The organism is Centipeda sp. (in: firmicutes) (assembly GCF_057271695.1).
The window spans coordinates 15,112-35,537 of record NZ_DBHIVL010000002.1; the positions used below are offsets into that span (position 1 = coordinate 15,112).

General features: G+C 57.5%; 17 protein-coding genes. All 17 read left to right on the top strand.

Annotated elements, in window-relative coordinates; translation table 11 throughout:
* The first annotated feature begins 12 nt into the window (after positions 1-12).
* Positions 13-1,623: a CTP synthase gene (gene pyrG, locus ACO6BQ_RS00590; protein ID WP_489118644.1), complete on the top strand. Its 1,611-nt coding sequence runs from the start codon at positions 13-15 to the stop codon at positions 1,621-1,623.
* Positions 1,620-4,904 (top strand): transcription-repair coupling factor, encoded by a 3,285-nt coding sequence (gene mfd / locus ACO6BQ_RS00595; RefSeq protein ID WP_489118646.1) that lies wholly within the window; start codon positions 1,620-1,622, stop codon positions 4,902-4,904. Before pyrG ends, mfd begins: the two co-directional genes overlap by 4 nt.
* Positions 4,905-4,907: 3 nt before the next feature.
* A complete protein-coding gene (locus ACO6BQ_RS00600) occupies positions 4,908-5,600 on the top strand; it encodes an SAM-dependent methyltransferase (protein WP_489118648.1) in 693 nt (230 codons plus the stop codon).
* A gap of 143 nt (positions 5,601-5,743) precedes the next feature.
* Positions 5,744-6,016, top strand: a complete 273-nt coding sequence (locus tag ACO6BQ_RS00605) for an HU family DNA-binding protein (protein WP_489118650.1) — start codon at positions 5,744-5,746, stop codon at positions 6,014-6,016.
* A gap of 68 nt (positions 6,017-6,084) precedes the next feature.
* Positions 6,085-6,861 (top strand): SDR family NAD(P)-dependent oxidoreductase, encoded by a 777-nt coding sequence (locus ACO6BQ_RS00610; protein WP_489118795.1) that lies wholly within the window; start codon positions 6,085-6,087, stop codon positions 6,859-6,861.
* Positions 6,862-6,924: 63 nt separating this feature from the next.
* On the top strand, positions 6,925-8,082 hold the full coding sequence (locus tag ACO6BQ_RS00615; RefSeq protein WP_489118652.1) for an MGDG synthase family glycosyltransferase: 1,158 nt from the start codon (positions 6,925-6,927) through the stop codon (positions 8,080-8,082).
* Positions 8,060-8,359 (top strand): FtsB family cell division protein, encoded by a 300-nt coding sequence (locus tag ACO6BQ_RS00620; protein WP_489118654.1) that lies wholly within the window; start codon positions 8,060-8,062, stop codon positions 8,357-8,359. Before ACO6BQ_RS00615 ends, ACO6BQ_RS00620 begins: the two co-directional genes overlap by 23 nt.
* A 96-nt stretch (positions 8,360-8,455) precedes the next feature.
* A complete protein-coding gene (locus ACO6BQ_RS00625) occupies positions 8,456-8,902 on the top strand; it encodes a S1 domain-containing RNA-binding protein (RefSeq protein WP_489118656.1) in 447 nt (148 codons plus the stop codon).
* 94 nt (positions 8,903-8,996) lie between these two features.
* Complete coding sequence (gene tilS, locus ACO6BQ_RS00630; protein WP_489118658.1) at positions 8,997-10,394, top strand: tRNA lysidine(34) synthetase TilS; 1,398 nt, start codon at positions 8,997-8,999, stop codon at positions 10,392-10,394.
* Positions 10,391-10,936, top strand: a complete 546-nt coding sequence (gene hpt / locus ACO6BQ_RS00635) for a hypoxanthine phosphoribosyltransferase (protein WP_489118660.1) — start codon at positions 10,391-10,393, stop codon at positions 10,934-10,936. The genes tilS and hpt overlap by 4 nt, the downstream gene beginning before the upstream one ends.
* 14 nt (positions 10,937-10,950) lie before the next feature.
* Positions 10,951-12,945, top strand: coding sequence for an ATP-dependent zinc metalloprotease FtsH (ftsH, locus tag ACO6BQ_RS00640; RefSeq protein WP_489118662.1), 1,995 nt, complete (start codon positions 10,951-10,953; stop codon positions 12,943-12,945).
* A 301-nt stretch (positions 12,946-13,246) separates the two neighbouring features.
* Positions 13,247-15,112, top strand: coding sequence for a glycosyltransferase family 2 protein (locus tag ACO6BQ_RS00645; RefSeq protein ID WP_489118664.1), 1,866 nt, complete (start codon positions 13,247-13,249; stop codon positions 15,110-15,112).
* A 274-nt stretch (positions 15,113-15,386) separates the two neighbouring features.
* Positions 15,387-16,172 (top strand): glucose-1-phosphate cytidylyltransferase, encoded by a 786-nt coding sequence (rfbF, locus tag ACO6BQ_RS00650; protein ID WP_489118666.1) that lies wholly within the window; start codon positions 15,387-15,389, stop codon positions 16,170-16,172.
* Between the two features lie 55 nt (positions 16,173-16,227).
* Positions 16,228-17,589, top strand: coding sequence for a glycosyltransferase (locus ACO6BQ_RS00655; RefSeq protein ID WP_489118668.1), 1,362 nt, complete (start codon positions 16,228-16,230; stop codon positions 17,587-17,589).
* Positions 17,590-17,694: 105 nt separating this feature from the next.
* Complete coding sequence (locus tag ACO6BQ_RS00660; RefSeq protein WP_489118670.1) at positions 17,695-18,666, top strand: biotin--[acetyl-CoA-carboxylase] ligase; 972 nt, start codon at positions 17,695-17,697, stop codon at positions 18,664-18,666.
* A gap of 15 nt (positions 18,667-18,681) precedes the next feature.
* Positions 18,682-19,449 (top strand): type III pantothenate kinase, encoded by a 768-nt coding sequence (locus ACO6BQ_RS00665; protein WP_489118672.1) that lies wholly within the window; start codon positions 18,682-18,684, stop codon positions 19,447-19,449.
* A gap of 5 nt (positions 19,450-19,454) precedes the next feature.
* Positions 19,455-20,417, top strand: coding sequence for a tRNA dihydrouridine synthase DusB (gene dusB, locus ACO6BQ_RS00670; protein ID WP_489118797.1), 963 nt, complete (start codon positions 19,455-19,457; stop codon positions 20,415-20,417).
* The last annotated feature ends 9 nt before the right edge of the window (positions 20,418-20,426 follow it).

Sequence of the window (20,426 nt, forward strand, 5' to 3'; positions counted from 1 at the left end):
CGGAGGAACGGCATGGCAAAGTATATTTTCGTCACGGGCGGCGTGGTCTCATCGCTCGGAAAGGGCATTACGGCGGCATCGCTCGGTCGTCTGCTCAAGAATCGCGGGCTGAAGGTCACGATCCAGAAATTTGATCCCTACATCAACATCGACCCGGGCACGATGAGCCCCTACCAGCACGGCGAGGTGTTTGTCACCGACGATGGTGCGGAGACGGATCTCGACCTCGGGCACTATGAGCGTTTCATCGACATCAATCTCACGAAGCGGTCAAACATCACGAGCGGCAAGGTCTACTGGTCGGTGCTCAACAAGGAGCGTCACGGCGACTATCTCGGCTCGACGGTGCAGGTGATTCCGCACATCACGAACGAGATCAAGCAGCGCGTCTACGATGTGGCAAAGGCGGACAACGCCGATGTCGTCATCACGGAGATCGGCGGTACGGTGGGCGATATCGAGAGCCTGCCGTTCCTGGAGGCGATCCGTCAGGTCAAGAAGGAAGTCGGCAAGAACGATGCGCTCTACATCCATGTGACGCTGCTCCCCTATATCAGTGCGGCGGGCGAACTCAAGACGAAGCCGACGCAGCACAGCGTCAAGGAGCTGCGTGCCATCGGCATTCAGCCGGACATCCTTGTTTGTCGTACGGAGCAGCCGATTCCGCGCGACATGAAGGAGAAGATTGCGCTGTTCTGCGATGTGGATGCGGATGCGGTCATCGAGAACCGCACGGCATCGACGATCTACGAAGTCCCCCTGATGATGCAGCAGGAGGGGCTCGACCGCATTGTGCTTGAGAAGATGGCAATGACCTTCGATCCGTCCAACATGGAGGCGTGGGAGAAGATGGTCTTTAAGATCAATCATCCCGCGAAGAAGGTGAAGATCGCCGTCGTTGGTAAATACGTCGCCCTCCCCGATGCCTATATGTCGGTGACGGAGGCTCTGCACCACGGCGGTATCGAGAACGATGCGCAGGTCAAAATTGCATGGGTCAATGCGGAGGAGCTTGAGAACCCGAACGTGGATCTCGACGAGCTCTTTGTCGGGTGCAAGGGCATTCTCGTGCCCGGCGGATTCGGCGACCGTGGCGTCGAGGGGAAGATCCGCGCCATCCAATACGTGCGCGAGCATCAGATTCCGTTCCTCGGGCTCTGCCTTGGAATGCAGTGCGCCGTTATCGAGTTTGCGCGCCATGTCGCAGGACTCACAAATGCGCACAGCACGGAGTTCGCGCCGGAGACACCGCACCCTGTCATCGCGCTGATGGAGGATCAGCAGGATGTCGAGGAGAAGGGCGGAACGATGCGCCTCGGTGCCTATCCCTGCGTCCTCGCAGACGGTTCTCGTTCGCGTGAGGAGTATGGTGAGGGGGAGATCAGTGAGCGTCACCGTCACCGCTTTGAGTTCAACAACGCATTCCGCGCACAGCTTGAGGAGAAGGGGATGGTCATTGCGGGGACAAGCCCGGACAATCGCCTCGTGGAGGTTGTCGAGATCGTGGATCATCCATGGTTTGTTGCTTCGCAGTTCCATCCGGAGCTGAAGTCACGCCCGAACCACCCCCACCCGCTCTTTGCGGGCTTTGTACGCGCGGCACTTGCCGCAGCTCCCAAATGAACGCACTCTTTTCTATCCTGCGCGCGGATCGTGCGGTCGGGCAGCTCGTGGAGACACTGACCGCTGCTCCGCAGCAGACCCTCGCATACGGGTTTGCCGGCTCGATGAAGCACGCCGCCGTTGCAGCCGCCTATGACAGCAATCCGCGCCCGCTCGCCATTGTTACGAGCGGGCGCGAGGCGTTGCGCGCGTGGCAGGAGGATCTGACGGCACTGCTGCCCGAGGCGGATATCTATGAGCTGCCCGAACTGGATCGCATGGACTTCGCTGCACCGGGAGCGGCAAAGGGGCTGGAACGCTCGGCGCAGCGCATGAACATCCTCGCACGTCTCCTGCGCCGCGAGCCGATCATCGTGCTTGCGGAGATCGGGGCGGCCGTGCAAAAGGGGCTGAGCACGGCGGAGTTTTCGCGTGCGGCACTCTCCCTGCGGCTTGGGGAACAGCTGCCACGCGAGGTGCTGATCGAGCGATTGTCGGCACTCGGCTACGAGCATGCGCCCGAGGTGGAGCACGTTGGGCAGTTCAGCGTACGCGGCGGCATCGTTGATATCTTTCCGATCAATGCGCTCTCACCCATTCGCGTAGAACTCTTTGATACGGAGATCGACTCCATGCGCGAGTATGATCCCCTGACGAAACGATCCATCAAGAATATTGGCACGGCTTCCGTCATGCCGCTGCGTGCAGCGGATGACGAGGGGGAGGCGTGCTTTTTGTCGTACCTTGGTGCCGAGGGGGTGACGGTGTTTGATGAACCGTCGCGCCTCATCTCTGCGCTTTCGGATGCGGTGCAGGAGGATGAGGGGCGGGCGGCACGTCTGTTCTCGTGGGAGGAGCTCGTTGCGGCGGGCATGACGGGCCACGAGGTCTTTGCCGCACTGATGAGCCGCTCCTTTCCTGCGTGTACGCCTACCGCCCTCATTGCCTTTCAAATGATTCCCATGACGGCATTCGGGCGGCAGTTCCACCTTCTTGAGAGTGAGCTGCGCCGCTATCTGTCGGATGGAATGCAGGTGCTCGTGCTCGCGGGCGGGGTGGAGCGGGCGAATCTCATCCGCGATATGCTGATGGGATGGAAGCTCCCCACCGTCCTCGTACGCAGGGAGGGAGACACCCAGGACGGTGCTGTCGCCGTTGCCTCGGGCAGTACGCGCGCGGGCTTTGAGCTGAGTGCGGCGCGGATCGCCGTGCTCACGGAGCAGGATATCTTTGGACGGCACAAGGCAAAGCTGCGCCGTACAGCATCGGCGGGGGAGCGCATTCGCCACTTTCGCGAGATCGCACCCGGCGACTACGTCGTCCATGCCTCGCATGGCATCGGGAAATATCTCGGCGTGGAGACGCTCGAGGTCGCGGGTGTTCACCGCGACTATCTGCGGATTTTGTACGGCGGGGACGACAAGCTCTTTGTGCCGACGGATCAGGTCGGGCTGCTGCAGAAATACATCGGGTCGGAGGGAACTGCGCCGCGCCTGCACCGCATGGGGACGGCGGACTGGGCACGCGCACGAGCCAAGGCGCAGAAGTCCGTGGAGGACATTGCCGACCATCTGCTCGAACTCTATGCTGCGCGTCAGATGGCACAGGGGCATGCCTTTACGCCCGACGATGCCATGCAGCGTGAGTTCGAGGAGGCGTTTCCCTACGAGGAGACGGAGGATCAGCTGCGTGCCATTGCGGAGATCAAGCGTGACATGGAGCAGACGAAGCCGATGGATCGCCTCCTCTGCGGCGATGTGGGCTTCGGCAAAACTGAGGTTGCCGTGCGCGCCGCATTCAAGGCGGCAATGGACGGCTTTCAGGTGGCGGTGCTCGTACCCACAACGGTTCTCGCGCAGCAGCACTATCAGACGTTTGCCGCGCGCTTTGCGGATTTTGCGCCGAAGGTGGATGTGGTCTGCCGTTTCCGCTCTGTGCGTGAACAGGCGGCGACGCTGCACGAGGTGGCGCGCGGACGTGTGGATATCCTCATCGGCACGCATGCGATTCTGAACCGCAAGCGCGTACGCTTTCAGAATCTCGGTCTCTTGATTGTGGACGAGGAGCAGCGGTTTGGCGTCACGCAGAAGGAGAAGATCAAGGAGTTTGCAGCGGGGGTCGATGTGCTGACCCTCTCGGCGACACCCATCCCGCGTACGCTGCATATGTCGCTTGCGGGGGCACGCGATATGAGCATCATCGAAACGCCGCCCGCTGATCGTCTGCCCGTGCAGTCCTACGTCGTGGAGAGCAGCGATGCAATGATGCGCGGCGCGATCGAACGCGAACTGGCGCGCGGAGGACAGATCTACTTTATCTACAACCGCGTGGAGAGCATCGACCGTATGCGCGAGCATCTGCTGCGTCTCGTGCCCGAGGCGCGCATTGCCTCGGCACACGGGCAGATGAATGAGGACATCCTTGAGCAGGTCATGATGGACTTCTATGAGGGGCATTATGACATCCTGCTCGCGACGAGCATCATCGAGAACGGCATCGATGTCGCAAATGCAAATACCATCATCATTTACGATGCCGACCGCTTCGGTCTCTCGCAGCTCTATCAGATGCGCGGGCGCGTCGGACGTTCGGCAAAGATGGCATTCGCTTACTTCACCTATCGGCGTGACAAGGTGCTCAGTGAGACGGCGGAGAAGCGTCTGCAGGCGATGAAGGAGTTCGCGCGTCTCGGCTCGGGCTTCAAGATTGCGATGCGAGACCTTGAGATCCGCGGGGCGGGCAGCCTCCTTGGTGCGCAGCAGCACGGACATATTGCAGGCGTCGGCTTCGAGATGTATGTGAAACTGCTCGAGGAGGCGGTCGCACGCAAAAAGGGCGAGGCACCTGCGCCGCCGCCTGTGGAGACGGTCATCGACCTGCCTGTGGAGGCATATCTCGACGGCGGATACATCGACGATGCGATGCACAAGATCGAGATCTATCAAAAGATCGCCGCAGTGCGCACAAACGAGGATTTGGAGATACTGCTCGACGAGCTGATCGACCGCTTCGGCGAACCGACGAAGCCCGTGCTCGCACTCCTCGACATCGCGCGTATCAAGAACGGTGCACGCAGTTTCGGCGCACGCAGCATTGCGGCGAAGGGAGATGCTCTGGATATCACACTGGGGGAGGGCGAGAAACTGCCTCTGCCGGTACTTATGCGGCTTGACCGTGCATTCGGGCGTCGTGTCGGGTCTCTGCCCGAGGGCGACGGTTACCGCATCCGCCTTCAGCCGAAGGAGCGCAGGGAGATCTTGGATACAGCACTGCAGATTGTGAAGATGGCAAGTGGAGAGTGAGACATGGCATATCAATTGACGGTGGCGGGCCTTGGTCCCGCCGGTGCGGAGCTGATGACGCGCGGCACATGGGCGCGCATTGAGGCGGCAGAGCAGATTCTCCTGCGCACGCGCATTCATCCGACGGTGGAGGCATTGGATGCGGCGGGGATTTCCTACGAGACCTACGACGATTTTTACGAGCGTGCGGACGATTTCGACGAGCTCTATGAAGCGATTACGGACGATCTCTTTGCGCGTGCCGCGAAGAGCGATGTACTCTATCTCGTTCCGGGCAGTCCCTTTGTTGCCGAGCGTACGGTTCAGCTGCTGCGCGAACGCGCGATGGAGGAGGGGATGTCGCTCGAGATTCTGCCCGCGATGAGCTTTTTGGAGCCGCTTTTTGCGGCACTTGGCATCGACCCCGTGAACGGAGTTTCCATCATTGATGCAATGGATGAGGACGCAGTTGCGGCTCCGCCCACACAGGATCTCATCATCACACAGCTCTACTCACGCGAGCTTGCCTCGGATCGTAAAATCCTTCTCATGGAGCATTTCCCCGACGCACAGGAGGTCATCTATCTGCATCATCTGGGGCTGCCCGATGAACGGGTCACACGGATTCCTCTCTTTGAGCTTGATTGGCAGGAAGACATCGATCATTTGACCACACTTTTCATCCCGTACACGCCCGCTTTTTGGGAAAATGGGTAAAAAATCGCAGGTTTTTAGGGAAAAAAAGAGCTTTTTTTGTTTTTGGGCTTGATTTTTCTAGGTAATTCTGTTAAATTCTCTCATGAAAGTGCGACCCCCGTGGTCGTCAAGTAAATGGAAAATATCTAAAGGAGGATGCTACTTTGAACAAGCAGGAATTGGTCGCAAACGTAGCAGAGCAGGCAGGTCTGACAAAGAAGGACGCAGAGAAGGCGGTCAATGCCGTTTTCGAGACGGTCAAGAATGCACTTTCCGAGGGCGACAAGATTCAGCTGATCGGTTTCGGAACATTCGAGGTGAAGGGGCGTAAGGCTCGTAAGGGTCGCAACCCGCAGTCGGGCGAGGAGATTGATATCCCGGCGTCGAAGTCGCCTGTGTTCAAGGCTGGCAAGGCTCTGAAGGATTCTGTGAACTGAGTTTTCTCTTGCACATGAGACCGGACTTCCATGAGGAGTCCGGTTTTTTGTCTGTTGGTACGATGGATATGGAAAAGAGTATTTTCGCTGCCGATGCCTTTGCCGGAAAAACGGCACTGATCTCGGGCGGAACTTCGGGGATTGGCCTTGCCTGTGCAAAACTCTTCCTTGCGGGGGGGGCATGCGTCGTTCTTATCGGGCGTGAGGAGGCACGCGGACACGACGCGCTCGCCGTACTTTCGGCGGGGCAGCGTGCTCTCTTTGTGTCCGCTGATGTGCGCAGACGTGCGGATTGTGCACGGTCGGTGGAGGAGACAATCCGTGCGTTTGGTACGCTCGATGTGCTCATCAACTCTGCCGGAATCTATGCGGAGGGGGCACTCGATGATCTTAGGGAGGATGCTCTCGAGGATCTGCTTGCAACGAACGTCAAGGGGAGCTTTTATCTGACGCAGGCGGCATTGCCCCATCTGCGGGAGACGCACGGCAATATTGTGAGTGTTGCTTCGGATGCAGGGCTGCATGGCAATTATTTCTGTGCGGCGTATGCGGCGACGAAGGGGGCGGTCATTGCCTTCACCCGTTCGCTTGCGTTGGAGCTCGCGTGCGATCATGTGCGCGTCAACGCCGTTGCACCTGCGGATGTGCTGACGCCGCTGACGGAGGGGCAGTTCTCACCACATCTGCCGCGCGAGGAGCAGCTGAGAGAAATGGCGGCGCACTATCCCATGGGGCGCATCGGCAGCCCCGAGGAAATTGCTGCGGTCATCGCGTTTCTCGCCTCATCTGCGGCTTCGTGGGTGACGGGGAGCATCTACTGTGTCGACGGCGGACTGATGGCGTAAAAAACTTTTGTCCATCGGTTGAAATTGTGATAAAATAGGCATAACTGTGTGAGGAGGTGGAGTATGGAGCGCGTCCGTATTCTCATCCTGACGGCATCCATCGGCTCCGGACACACGCGTGCGGCAGAGGCGATCCGCGCAGCACTTGCGGAGCATCCTGCGGCAGCGCTGATGCAGGTGGATGTGGTGGACTTTATGGCGCGTGAAGTCTCTGTCATTCACTATCTGATGAAGCGGATCTATCTCCTGATGCTGCGCTTTGTTCCTGATCTCTACGACGTGTTTTTTCGCATTGCGGGCAGGAAGACGGGCGGCGGCATCGTCCGCAATGCCTTCGCACAGGTGATGGTGCGTACGGTGGGACGGATTATCAGGGCCTATACCCCTGACCTCGTCATAGCAACGCATCCGTTCCCCGAGGGGGCAGCGGCACTCTGGCGTACGCGGCACGGCGCGGGCTTTGCGCTTGCCGCGCTTCTGACGGACTATGCCCTGCATGCCATCTGGCTCGTCCCCGGCGTGGATGTCTACTTTGTTGCGACGGAGGCGATGGCGGAGGGAATGGCAGCACGCGGTTTTGATGCGCGTATGGTGCACGCGACGGGCATACCGATCGCGCACGCGGACTATGGGTTGGAGCGTCGTGCAGCGCAGGAGCGTGCGGGGGTGACCGAGGATCTGCCGACACTCCTTCTCATGGGCGGAGGTCTGGGGCTTGGGGGGATGGATCGGACGCTCGCGACTCTTGAACAGGTCGAGCGGCGACTTGCCATCCTTGTTGTCGCCGGGCGCAATGCCGTACTTGAGGAACACGCACGCACGGTAGCGCATACATCGCACCACGAGATCCACGTCTTTGCCTACACCGATGAGATCCCCGCGCTGATGTGCGCGGCGGATCTCCTCATCACGAAGCCGGGGGGACTGACGATCAGTGAGGCATTTGCGGCAGGACTGCCGCTCCTCCTGCATGACCCCATCCCGGGACCTGAGACGGAGAATGCCGTCTATGCAACGCGGCGCGGGGCTGCCGTGTGGCTGCACCCCGGAGAGGACATGGCAGCTGCGGTGGAGGAAATCCTCGCACACCGCATTCCGGAAATGCGCAGGGCCGCACATGACTGCGCACGCCCGGATGCGGCGAAGCATGTGGCGGAACGTCTGACAGAGATCCTGACAAGGAAGAGAGGCGTCGCGTATGGCACAGAGAAGGAACGCTAGGAGGCCGCGTTGGTTTGTCATCACGGTTCTGCTCATTCTGGGGTATTTCGGATCGATGATCGTATCGCAGGGGCTCTATCTCTCCCACGTGCATGAGGATCAGCGACTCGCGTCGGATCGGCTCGCGGCGGCACAGGCGGAGAATGATCGACTGCGAAAGGAGAAGGAGCGGCTGGGCGAGCTGCCCTACATCGAGAAGCTGGCACGCGAGGAGCTGGGGATGACGGGGGCGGGCGAGCTTCCGTATGCGCCCGGAAAGCGTGCAAACAGCAACTGAGAACTCCTTGACATAGCGTACATCTCCCCTGTATAATGAGCGGGTAATGATACTGGGGGCAACCCCGTCGGTTTGTAGTTGAAGGGAAGAATTGTATTGGCCATCGAAGTTGGCAGTGTAGTAGAGGGCGTCGTAACGGGCATCACCAATTTTGGCGCTTTTGTCGAACTCCCCGAGGGAAAGACGGGACTGATTCACATCTCAGAGGTTGCCGATGTCTATGTGAACGATGTGCACGATTTCCTGCGTGAGCGGGATACGGTCAAGGTCAAGGTGCTGACCGTGGATGACCGTGGAAAGATCGGACTTTCGATCAAGGCTCTTCAGGATAAGCCGGCAGTATCGGCACAGGCGGCTGCCGCTCCTGCACGTCCGCCGCGCCCCCCGCGCGACCTGCGCCGCACAGCTGCTTCGCGGCAGATGGGCTCTCCTTCCTTCGAGGACAAGCTGTCGCGCTTCCTGAAGGACAGCGATGAGCGGCTGACCGATCTGCGCCGCAAGACGGATTCCAAGCGCGGCGGACGCGGCTCGCGCCGTGGCTGAAACAGGGATGTGCTGATGCCAAAGTGACTGTGCGCGCAGCGCACCTGTCCATATGAGGATAACAAAGGGCACTCCGTTCGGAGTGCCCTTTTTCATGGAGATGATTGTGCAGAAACTTGTGGAACGCGTTCTGCGTGCGCATGATTTTTTTCGCCCCGCGCGTACACTCCTTGTTGCCTGTTCCGGCGGGACGGATTCGCTTGCCCTTCTGGATGCCCTGGATATCCTGCGGGCGGCGGGTGGAGCAGAGCTCGTCTGCGCACACTACGAGCATGGGATGCGCGGTGCGGATTCCCTTTCGGATGCGCGTTTCGTCGAAGCGTTCTGTGCCGCGCGTGTGATTCCCTTTGTCTGCGAGGCGGGGGATGTACCCGTCTATGCGCGTGCACATAGACTTTCGCTTGAGACGGCGGCGCGTGTCTGCCGTTATGACTTTCTCCATCGCGTGCAGACGGAACATGGCTGTGATGCGCTTGTCCTTGCACACCACGCGGATGATCTTGCGGAGACGGTGCTCCTGCGTATCCTGCGCGGCACAGGGACACAGGGGCTTGCGGCAATGCGGGAATGGGACGGTCGGCATCTGCGGCCGCTCCTTACTGTCACGCGTGCACAGATCGAGCAGTATGCAGCTGAGCGGGGGCTGATGCCGCGCCACGATGTGACGAACGATGTGATGGACGCACGACGCAACCGCATCCGCCATGAGCTCCTGCCGCAGCTTGTACGTACATACAATCCTGCCGTGCGCGATGCACTCACGCGTCTGAGTGTGCTTGCCGCCGAGGAGGATGACTTCCTCAGTGCGCTTGCACGCACGGAATTTGAGCGTGCCGCACATCCCGAGGGACTTTTACTTGCTGTTCTGCGTACGCTTCATCCCGCCATGCAGCGGCGTGTTCTGCGTCTCTTCTGGGCACAGAAGACAGGCGCGGTGCGGGATTTTTCCTATCTCCACGAGGAGCGGATGCGTGCGCTCATCTTTGCCGAGGGTGCAGCACGCGCCGAGATGCAGAGCGGATGGTATGCTGCCGTGCGCCGTGGCGTACTGACGTTGATGCGCCCCGCACAGGCAAGCGCACAAAATAAAGAAATTATACTTTCTTTCACCGCCGAATATGGTATAATAAATTTTCAGGGCATACAGTTTGAGTTCCGACATCTGTCCTGTATGACGGCGGACGATTGCGTGCGAATGGAGCACCATGCAGCTGTCTATGCCGATCGTGCGCAGCTGCCGCCGCTCGTACTGCGAACCCGACGCGCGGGAGATTTTATGCAGCTCCCGATCGGACGAAAGAAAATCAAGGACATCCTGATTGACGACAAAATTCCGCGTGAAGAGCGGGACGCCATTCCCCTGCTTGCGCTTGCGGATACACAGGAGATTTTCTGGATTGCAGGCGGACGGCGCAGTACGCTTGCGCCTGTGACAGAATCCTGTACGGATATTTTGCGTATTGTATATGTGAAGGAGACGACAGTCGAATGATGAACACGGATATTGAGCGCATCACCTTTTCCGCTGATGAGATTCGTGCGCGTGTGCAGGAACTCGGTGCGGAGATTGCGCGGGATTACGGCGATGCTCTCGAGACGGTCTACTGCGTTGGGATACTCAAGGGGGCCGCGGTCTTTTTCACGGATCTTGTCCGCGCCATCGACCATCCCGTCGCTTTTGATTTTATGATCGTCTCCAGCTACGGCGATGCCGCCGTCTCAAGCGGACAGGTCAAGATTCTGAAGGACCTCGACTTTTCGATCGAGGGCAAGCACGTCATCATTATCGAAGATATCATCGACTCGGGAACAACCATGCACTATCTGAAGCAGATGCTCATGGGACGACACCCGAAGAGCATCAAGATCTGTGCGTTCCTGTCGAAACCCTCGCGCCGTGTTGCACCTGTGGAGATCGACTATCTTGGGTACGAGATTCCCGATGAGTTCCTCGTGGGATACGGACTGGACTATGCGGAGAAATATCGGAACCTGCCCTATATCGGGGTGCTTAAGCGTTCTGTGTACGAATAAACGGGAGGGAAGAATTGAATCAATCAATCCTTAGAAATCTTGCGTTCTATGCGCTTATGTTCTTTGTCGTGTGGACGGTCGCCGACTATATGTCGGGCAGCCATCAGCCACCGCAGGCGACGGCGCTCAGCTACAGTGACTTCAACGCGAAGGTGAAGGCGGGTGAGGTGGATAAGGTTGTCCTCGTCCAGAACAACATTCGCGGCACGCTGACGGATGGGACGGAGTTCACGACCATTGCGCCCGATGCGCCGAACAGCGATCAGGAACTCTATGCGCGTCTCGCGGACAAGGGGGTCAATATCTCGGCGGAGAATCCGCCCGAGCCGCCGTGGTGGCAGACGATGCTGACCTCACTCATCCCGATTGCGATCCTCATTGGTTTCTGGTTCTTTATCATGCAGCAATCCCAGATGGGCGGCGGGCGCATGATGAACTTCGGAAAATCCCGTGTACGCCTGATGGTGAGCGACAAGAAAAAGGTGACGTTTGCCGATGTTGCGGGCGCGGATGAGGCGAAGCAGGAACTCGAAGAAGTGGTCGAATTCCTGAAGACGCCGGATAAATTCAACGAACTCGGAGCGCGGATTCCGAAGGGGGTCCTGCTCTTTGGTCCTCCGGGTACGGGCAAAACCCTCCTTGCAAAGGCAGTTGCAGGTGAGGCGGGCGTGCAGTTCTTCACGATCAGCGGATCGGACTTTGTCGAGATGTTTGTCGGTGTCGGCGCGTCGCGCGTGCGCGACCTCTTTGAACAGGCGAAGAAGTCTGCGCCGTGCATTGTCTTCATCGATGAGATCGATGCGGTCGGACGCCAGCGCGGGGCCGGGCTCGGCGGCGGACACGACGAGCGCGAGCAGACGCTCAACCAGCTGCTCGTCGAGATGGATGGCTTCGCTTCAAACGAAGGGATCATCATTATCGCGGCGACGAACCGCCCCGACGTGCTCGATCCTGCGCTCCTGCGCCCCGGCCGTTTCGACCGTCAGATTGTCGTGGACAAGCCCGACGTGCGGGGACGCGAGGCGATTCTCAAGGTGCATACGAAGGGAAAGCCCATCGCGGAGGATGCGAATCTGGACGTGCTTGCACGCCGTACGCCCGGCTTTACGGGCGCAGATCTCAGCAACCTTGTGAACGAGGCGGCTCTTCTTGCCGCACGCCGCAACAAGAAGAAAATCTTCATGGCGGAGATGGAGGAGGCGATCGAGCGTGTGCTGGCAGGCCCCGAGCGCAAGTCCCACGTCATGACGGACGAGGAGAAGCGTCTCACGGCCTATCACGAGGGGGGGCATACGCTTGTCGGGCTGCTGCTCAAGCATGCCGATCCTGTGCACAAGGTCACGATCATCCCGCGCGGGCGTGCGGGCGGCTACATGCTGTCTCTGCCGAAGGAGGATCGCTCCTATCGTACGCGTTCCGAGCTCTTTGACCGCATCAAGGTTGCGCTTGGCGGACGCGTCGCGGAGGAGGTCGTGCTCGGCGAGATCAGCACGGGCGCATCGAGTGACATTCAGCAGGCGACACAGATCATCCGCAGCATGATTATGCAGTACGGTATGAGCGAGACGATCGGCCCCATTGCCTACGGTGAGGAAAATCATCAGGTCTTCCTCGGGCGCGACTTCAACCGTGACCGCAACTACTCCGAGGAGGTCGCAGGCGAGATCGACCGCGAGGTGCGCCGCTACATCGAGGAGGCGTACGAGGCGTGCCGTGTCCTCATCACGGAGAATCGCGAAAAACTCGATCGGATTGCCGAAGCCCTCCTTGAGCGTGAGACGCTGAATGCGGCGGAGCTTGAGGAACTGATGACGAAAGGCTCGATCAGCGGTAAGGACACGAAGGATGACGAGTCGGATGATACAGGAAAGCCTCTGCCGATCCCTGTTGATGTCGTGATTGACGACTCCACGCAGACGAGCGAGGAGGCGGAGCGTGCTGCTGAGGAACGCCCTGCGCCTGTTCCGACGACAGAGCCGAAATTCAACGTGACCCAGTGGAATAAATAGGAGACAAGACGAAGGCTCTGCCGCAGGAGTGAGAATGCGGCAGTGCCTTTTCTTTAGGGACAGCAATCTTTTGACGATATGATTAAGGAAGCACTGATAAATTCAGCACCGTCATCTTGGCGCATCTTTTTTGCCCGCACTGTGCCTGCGATCCTCCACATAGCTTTGGCTATGCATCCGGTTTGCCTCCTTGTTCGGACGAAAAAATCTACGCCAATCTGACAGACTTCATTTTATCAGCGATTCCTTAAGAGATTTGTTGTGTCATACAGGACGATCAGAGATGCAAAGAGGAGTTCCTATGCAGTGGTATGAGGGGATCATGGAGACAGCGCAGACGGCAGTTGACTATGTCGGCTCCGTACTGGATGCGGGGACATTTACAGATGAGGCGCGGCAGGTGCTTTCTGATTTTGGTGCGGTGATGGACAGCATTGCTGACTATCTGTCACGCGAGAAGGGAACACTCGTCGAGAAATGCCGCCGCTACGCGTTGAACGCTGCACATTCGGCAGACAAAACGCTCGCCGCGCATACACCGGAAGAGGCGCGACAACTTTTTTCCTACGAAGTGCGCCCGCTTGTTCTCGATCTGCGCTATCAGCTTGATCTCGAATATAATATCCTCCAGCATCCGGAGCGGGAGGAGGCGTATCTCACCGAGACGCTGGCGACATTCGAGGTGGCGCGTAAACGTCCGCGCCGCACAGACTTCAAGTATCGCGTTTCAATCATCGTACCTGCTTACAACAAGGTGGAGTTTTCGCGTTGTGCGATCGAGAGCCTCTTTCGTTATACGGATTTTTCGCGTGGAGACATTGAGCTCATCACGATCAATGACGGCTCGTCCGACGAGACGGAGGCGTATTTTAACAGCCTCCCGCACACGAAGAAGATCAATCTGAAGCACAACGTCTATAACCACCTCGGTTGGGGGATTGCACGCCACATCGCCGAGGGGGAATACGTCGTCTACTTTTCGAACGATGCCGTTGCGACAGAGCACTGGCTTGAGAATCTGCTCGCCGTTCACGCAGCGGAGCAGGATGTCTTCTGGGTCGTGCCGACCTGCAACGAAGAGTGTATTTCCAACTATCAGGGGATTCCTGTGGACTATGAGAATACATTCGAAGATATGGCGAAGATGCAGGTGTTTGCCGCCCGCAACAATGTGTCGAACCCGCTTCTCTGGGAGGAGCGGGCTGTTCTGATGCCGTTTGTGAGTGTCGTGCCGAATCTCTTCGATGTGCCAGAGATTCGTGCGGACTACCGCTACATCATGTGCGATTTCGAGGATGATGATTTCTCAGCAACCCTCCGCCGCGCGGGCTTTCGTCAGATTCTTGCAAAGGATACCTTTGTCCATCACTTTGGCGGCGTGACACTGAATGAGGTACGAACGAAGCGCGGGAACTATAAGAGTCTCGTTTCCATGCGTCCTGTGTTCCACGGAAAGTGGAAGGTCGACCCATGGGAGTCGCGTGGACATCTGCACTTTATGGATGCGTTCTTGAAGGAACTGCCGGCAGATTCTTCTCCTGTGCGCGTTCTCGTCATTGAGCCGATGTTTGGCGAGGGGCTTCTGTCCATTCGTAATTATTTTCGCAAACGGAAGCAAAAGGTGGCGATTGATGCTCTTGTGACCGATACACGCTATCTGTTGGATGTACGTTCTATGGCAGACAATGTTTTACAGACAGATACCTTGGATCATCTCGCAGAGGATGTGCATGAGCCCTATGACATCATCATCGTTGGTGCACCGCTTAACAACCTGCCCATCCGCCGCATCCTCCCATTCTTCCAAAGCTGTCATGAGTATCTGCGCCCGTATGGTTTTGTCTATGCTTCGCTACGCAACTACAACAGCCTTGAGCATACGATGGAGAGTTTGCCGAACTCGATTCCGCATCTTGCCTATGATACTGTCATGCCGCTCGACGGACGACGGACATACCCTGTAGCGCGCCTTGTCCCGGCACTACGTAAGCAATTTAGCGAAGAGGCAGTGCAGGTCGGCTATATAACAGGTGTACATCATTTTGCCAACGAGGAAAGTGTTGTCATGAGTATCTGTGCTGCTCTTGGGACAATGGAGAATGATCGTGTTTATTTGCAACAGTTTTTTTCTGGGGACGTTGTTGTCCTCTGCATACATAAAGCATAGGAATCACGGATAAAACAGACCCTCCGATTGGCGTAAAATTTTTCGTCCGTACAAGGAGGTAAGCCGAACGTATTGCAAGGACTATGTGGAGTCTTGAGAGCAAAGTTTGGGCAAAAAGATGCCTGTCGATTGGAGCGGCATCCCTACCGAAAGAGTGAAATTATCGTTCTGTGGCGTGTTGGCAGGATTTTACCGGGGTTGGAGCGAAAACCTAGGGAGATGTAGGAGAAACCCATTATCATTATGTGGGCATGATGTCGAAGGGAGCAGACAGATGAAGGTTGTTATCTTAGCGGGTGGTCTTGGCACACGGATCAGCGAGGAATCCGCGCTCCGCCCGAAGCCCATGATTGAGATCGGAGGGAAGCCGATTCTCTGGCACATCATGAAGATCTATTCGCATTATGGGTTTCATGAATTTGTGATCTGTCTCGGCTACAAGGGCTATATGGTCAAGGAGTATTTTGCCGACTACTACCTGCACACTTCGGATGTCACCTTTGACTTCACACAGGGCAACAACATGACGGTACACAACAATGTCTCGGAGCCGTGGAAGGTGACGCTCGTCGATACAGGCCTTCATGCTCAGACGGGCTGCCGTATCAAGCGTGTTCAGAAATACATAGGAAATGAGCCCTTTCTGCTGACCTATGGTGACGGCGTGAGCGATGTGGATCTGAATGCGCTCATCACCACGCATGAGGCGAAAAAGGGACAGGCGATTGTCACAATGACAGCAATTCAACCCGGCGGCAGGTTTGGTGTGCTGGATATCGAATCCTCGACGAATGAGGTCTGCCGTTTTGTCGAAAAGGCGAAGGAGGACGGCGGCTGGATCAACGGCGGCTTTATGGTGGTAGAGCCGGCGGTATTCGAGTATCTGCGTGATGATGACTTGTGCGTCTTTGAGACGGAACCGCTTGAGACGATAGCACGCCGTGGTGGCCTTCATGCCTACAAACATACGGGGTTTTGGCAGTGCATGGATACACAGCGGGATAAGCTCCGGCTGGAACAGCGCTGGGAAACGGGAAATGCCCCATGGAAGCTGTGGTAGTCATCAAGTGCTCATAGGGACGATGGTCTTCATTTTGTAGAAAGATGAGAAGTATATGGCAAAGCTGAGTATTATCATCCCCGTATATAACATGAACGCGCAGGTCAATCAATGTCTGTCGACGATACGGAAGACTGTGCGGCTGCCGTATGAGGTGATTATCGTTGACGATGGCTCCTCGGCAGATGAGCGCGTCGAAGTCTCCGCAGCGGGGGATGATGTCCGCGTGATTCGGAGTGCGGCGCATCGGGGCTTTTCTCATGCAGTGAATACGGGCATTCGCTCCTCTGCGGGGGAGGTTTTGCTCTTCCTCCATGCAGATATCCTGCTTGCGCGGCATACCGTAGAGGATATGCTGGATGCACTGATTGAGCATCCCATGGCAGGTGCCGTGACTGCCGTTGCTCCGCGCACCCATATGTGGGCGCAGTTTCTCCCAACGAAGGATTACCGGTCATGGGCTGAGTTTGTCGCTGTAGCAGATGAGATTCGATCAGGTGGGGGAAAGCCACACCCGGAGATCCTTGCTGAGATGATTGCACTGATGGTTCGTCGGGATGTCGCTGAGGAAGCGGGATTTCTGGATGAGCAGTATCAGATGCCGGTACTTGCCTCATATGACTATACGGTTCGCATGACACGTGCGGGGTATGGAATTGCGTCACTGCCCAATGTCTATGTGCATCACGATGAGAGCGTAAATGATTTCCATGTTTGTAAAAAACAGGAGCGGGGGGACTTGGATCTTTTTCATGCAAAATGGGGAGTTTCGCTCAAGTATTCTTTCGATATACGCATGGATCTTTTCCCATTGATGGATCTGTCGCGTGAGGGGCTGCGCGTTCTTGAGATTGGCTGTGCGTGTGGTGGGACGCTGCGTGAGATCGGAAGTCGAAATCCCACAGCACAACTCTACGGTGTGGAGCTGAACGAGAACGCTGCGGCGATTGCCGCTCCATTTGCACAGATTCTTACGACGAATGTGGAACATCTTGACCCTGCGGATATTCCGGAGCGGTTCGACTATATCATCATGGGGGATGTGATCGAACATCTCGTGGAACCATGGACGGTAGTGCGGAATATGCGGGAACTCCTTGTCCCCGGAGGATCGATCATTACAAGCATCCCGAATGTGGCACATATCAGCAATCTTTACAAAATGCTCTGCGGACGCTGGACGTATGAGGATATGGGTCTGCTTGACCGCACACATCTCCGTTTCTTTACGAAATATGAGATTATCAATCTGTTTGAAGGAGCGGATCTTATCATTGATGAGATGCGATCAAAGACATTGCCCCTTGCTGAAGAAGGGATGCAATTCCGTGAAGAAATTCTCTCACTCCGCAGCGTTCATGTAAATCCGGAAGATCTGGACACATTCCAGTGGCTGCTCCGTGCAATACGTGAATAAGGCACACATATCAGCGATTCTCTGTATTTTTCTTTTTTTTGTGGCAGGAAGCCGTTATCTGCGCTATAATGGGGCAGATAACGGCTTTTCGATTGGATGGTGTATATGAGCAGCGATGTGTTGGAGCTCCTGCGTGCGGCGGGCGGCTATATCTCGGGCGAAAAGATGGCGGAGCGGCTCGGCGTGACGCGTGCGGCGGTGTGGAAGAAGATTGCGGCACTGCGCGACGCAGGCTATGATATTTCGAGTGCGCCGCGCAGTGGCTATGTGCTGCGTTCGTCTCCCGACCGTCTGATCGAGACAGAAATCACACGAGGGCTCGCGACACGGCTCATCGGGCAAAAGGTGATCTGCTATGATGCCGTGAACTCGACAAATCTTGTCCTCAAGGATCTCGCGCGTGCGGGAGCGGAGGACGGGACGGTGGTGGTCGCCGACAGTCAGGGGACGGGGCGCGGGCGCATGGAGCGTGCGTTTTTCTCGCCGCCCGGCAAGGGGATCTGGGTGAGCATCCTCCTGCGTCCGACATTCCTGCCGCAGGACGCCCCGAAATGTACGCTGATGGCGGCGGTCGCGGTGGCGCGTGCGATGGAGGAGTTCGGACTGCGTGCGGCGATCAAGTGGCCGAACGACATCATGTACGATGGGCGTAAGCTGGTCGGTATCCTCACGGAGATGAGCGCGGAGATGGATCGCGTGAACTACGTTGTGATTGGCATCGGTATTAACGTGAATATTGCACCTGAGGATTTCCCCGAGGAGCTGCGTTCAGTTGCGACTTCGCTGATGCAGATGAAGGGCGAGCCGCTGTCGCGCGTGGATTTTTTGCAGGAACTCCTGCGTGCACTGGATGCGCTCTATGCGGACGTGCAGTGCGATGGCTTCGCTTCTGTGCTCACAGCGTGGCGGGAATACGCTGTGACACTTGGCCAGATCGTCCGCGTGATTGCGCCTGCGGGCGAGGAGTTCGAAGGAGTCGCGGCAGACATCGATGCGGAGGGCGCACTGCTCATCGATACGGAGCAGGGGCAGCGGCGTGTGTTGGCGGGGGATGTGTCCATCCGCCCGAAGAGATAGTACGGAGGAAAGAACTTGCTACTAGTACTTGACATTGGCAACAGCAACATCGTCATGGGCGCGTACGAGGGGAAAAAACTTCTGCGGCATTGGCGTATCTCGACGGATCGGCAGAAGACGGGCGATGAATACGGCATCTTATTCAATGAATTGTTTCGTTATCAGGGCATTGAGATGTCCGATATCAAGGCGATCATTATCTCGTCGGTTGTGCCGCCGCTCGTCGTGCCCCTGCGCAAGATGTGCGAACGGTATTTCCGCATCCGTCCGTTGATTGTAGGACCCGGCATACGTACCGGAATACGCCTGAACTATGAAAATCCGCGTGCGATTGGTGCGGACCGCATTGTGAACGTCATCGGCGCGCATGAGCAATACGGCGGGCCACTTATTGTCATCGACATTGGGACGGCGACGACGTTCGACATTGTGGCGGAAAACGGGGACTTCCTTGGCGGTGTGATCGCGCCGGGGCTTGGCTCGAGCTCAGAGGCGCTCTTTCAGCGTGCGGCGCAGCTGCCGCGTATCGAGCTTGTACCGCCGAAGACGGTCGTCTGCCGCAGTACGATCCAAGGCATGCAGGCGGGCATCATCTACGGCTACGTCGGGCAGATCGACGAGATCGTTCGACGCATCAAGGCGGAGCTTGCAATGGAGATGAAGGTGGTCGCGACGGGCGGCTTTGCACGCATGGTAGCAAAGGAATCGCAGACGATCGACAAGGTCGATCACTTCCTGACGCTCACGGGGCTGCGCGTTCTCTATGAGCGAAACCAGCCGTGAAGCCAATGAAAATAGGAGCGTTCACGTTCGATGATCCCGTCTTTCTCGCACCGATGGCGGGGGTGACGGACACGGCATACCGCGTGATCGCGCACGACATGGGCTGTCCGCTCGCGTTTGCAGAGATGGTGAGCAGTCAGGGCATTCACTACCGCAACGAACATACGATGAAGATGCTCCGCACGGAGGAGGGCGAGCGTCCGATTGCGATGCAGATTTTTGCCAAATCTGCGTCGATGGCGGCGGAGGCTGCCGCCTACATCGAGGAGATCGGGACGGCGGACATTCTGGACTTCAACATGGGGTGTCCCGCGCCGAAAGTTGTGAAGAATGGCGAGGGTTCGGCACTGATGCGCGAGCCGAAAAAGGCGGAGGAGATATTAACCGCGATTCGCCGCGCAACGAAGCTGCCGTTTACGGTGAAAATGCGGCTTGGCTGGGACGATACCTCGCGCAATGCCGTGGAGATTGCGCGGATGGCAGAGGCAGTCGGTGTTGATGCCGTTGCCGTGCACGGGCGCACGCGTGAGCAGTTCTACAGCGGCAATGCGGACTATGCGGCGATCGCCGAGGTGAAGCGTGCCGTCAATATTCCCGTGATTGTGAGCGGTGACATCCGCCGTCCCGCCGATCTTGCGCGTGCACTCGACATCACAGGTGCAGATGCGGTGATGATTGGACGCGGGGCGCAGGGGAATCCGTGGATTTTTCCGCAGCTCATTCACTGGCTGCACACGGGGAAGGAACTGCCCCCGCCGACCCTCGCGGAGCGTGCACAGATCATCCTGCGGCATCTGGATCTCCTCGTCGGCTATAAAGGCGAATACATTGGCATCCGCGAGATGCGAAAGCACGCGGCATGGTATACACGCGGGCTGAAAGGCAGTGCGGAGCTGCGCGAGCGATTCAATCGTGCGGCATCGCGTGAGGAGTTTGTATGCATTTTGCGCGAAGCGTGGGAGATATGAAAGGAACTA

What these genes read in the sequence shown, in the direction of transcription:
- mfd (WP_489118646.1), top strand. Translation starts at nt 1,620, where the DNA reads ATGAACGCACTCTTTTCTATCCTGCGCGCGGATCGTGCGGTCGGGCAG.
- hpt (WP_489118660.1), top strand. Translation starts at nt 10,391, where the DNA reads ATGATGAACACGGATATTGAGCGCATCACCTTTTCCGCTGATGAGATT.
- ACO6BQ_RS00620 (WP_489118654.1), top strand. Translation starts at nt 8,060, where the DNA reads ATGGCACAGAGAAGGAACGCTAGGAGGCCGCGTTGGTTTGTCATCACG.
- tilS (WP_489118658.1), top strand. Translation starts at nt 8,997, where the DNA reads ATGGAGATGATTGTGCAGAAACTTGTGGAACGCGTTCTGCGTGCGCAT.
- ACO6BQ_RS00660 (WP_489118670.1), top strand. Translation starts at nt 17,695, where the DNA reads ATGAGCAGCGATGTGTTGGAGCTCCTGCGTGCGGCGGGCGGCTATATC.
- dusB (WP_489118797.1), top strand. Translation starts at nt 19,455, where the DNA reads ATGAAAATAGGAGCGTTCACGTTCGATGATCCCGTCTTTCTCGCACCG.
- ACO6BQ_RS00645 (WP_489118664.1), top strand. Translation starts at nt 13,247, where the DNA reads ATGCAGTGGTATGAGGGGATCATGGAGACAGCGCAGACGGCAGTTGAC.
- ACO6BQ_RS00600 (WP_489118648.1), top strand. Translation starts at nt 4,908, where the DNA reads ATGGCATATCAATTGACGGTGGCGGGCCTTGGTCCCGCCGGTGCGGAG.
- ACO6BQ_RS00610 (WP_489118795.1), top strand. Translation starts at nt 6,085, where the DNA reads ATGGAAAAGAGTATTTTCGCTGCCGATGCCTTTGCCGGAAAAACGGCA.
- rfbF (WP_489118666.1), top strand. Translation starts at nt 15,387, where the DNA reads ATGAAGGTTGTTATCTTAGCGGGTGGTCTTGGCACACGGATCAGCGAG.
- ACO6BQ_RS00615 (WP_489118652.1), top strand. Translation starts at nt 6,925, where the DNA reads ATGGAGCGCGTCCGTATTCTCATCCTGACGGCATCCATCGGCTCCGGA.
- ACO6BQ_RS00655 (WP_489118668.1), top strand. Translation starts at nt 16,228, where the DNA reads ATGGCAAAGCTGAGTATTATCATCCCCGTATATAACATGAACGCGCAG.
- pyrG (WP_489118644.1), top strand. Translation starts at nt 13, where the DNA reads ATGGCAAAGTATATTTTCGTCACGGGCGGCGTGGTCTCATCGCTCGGA.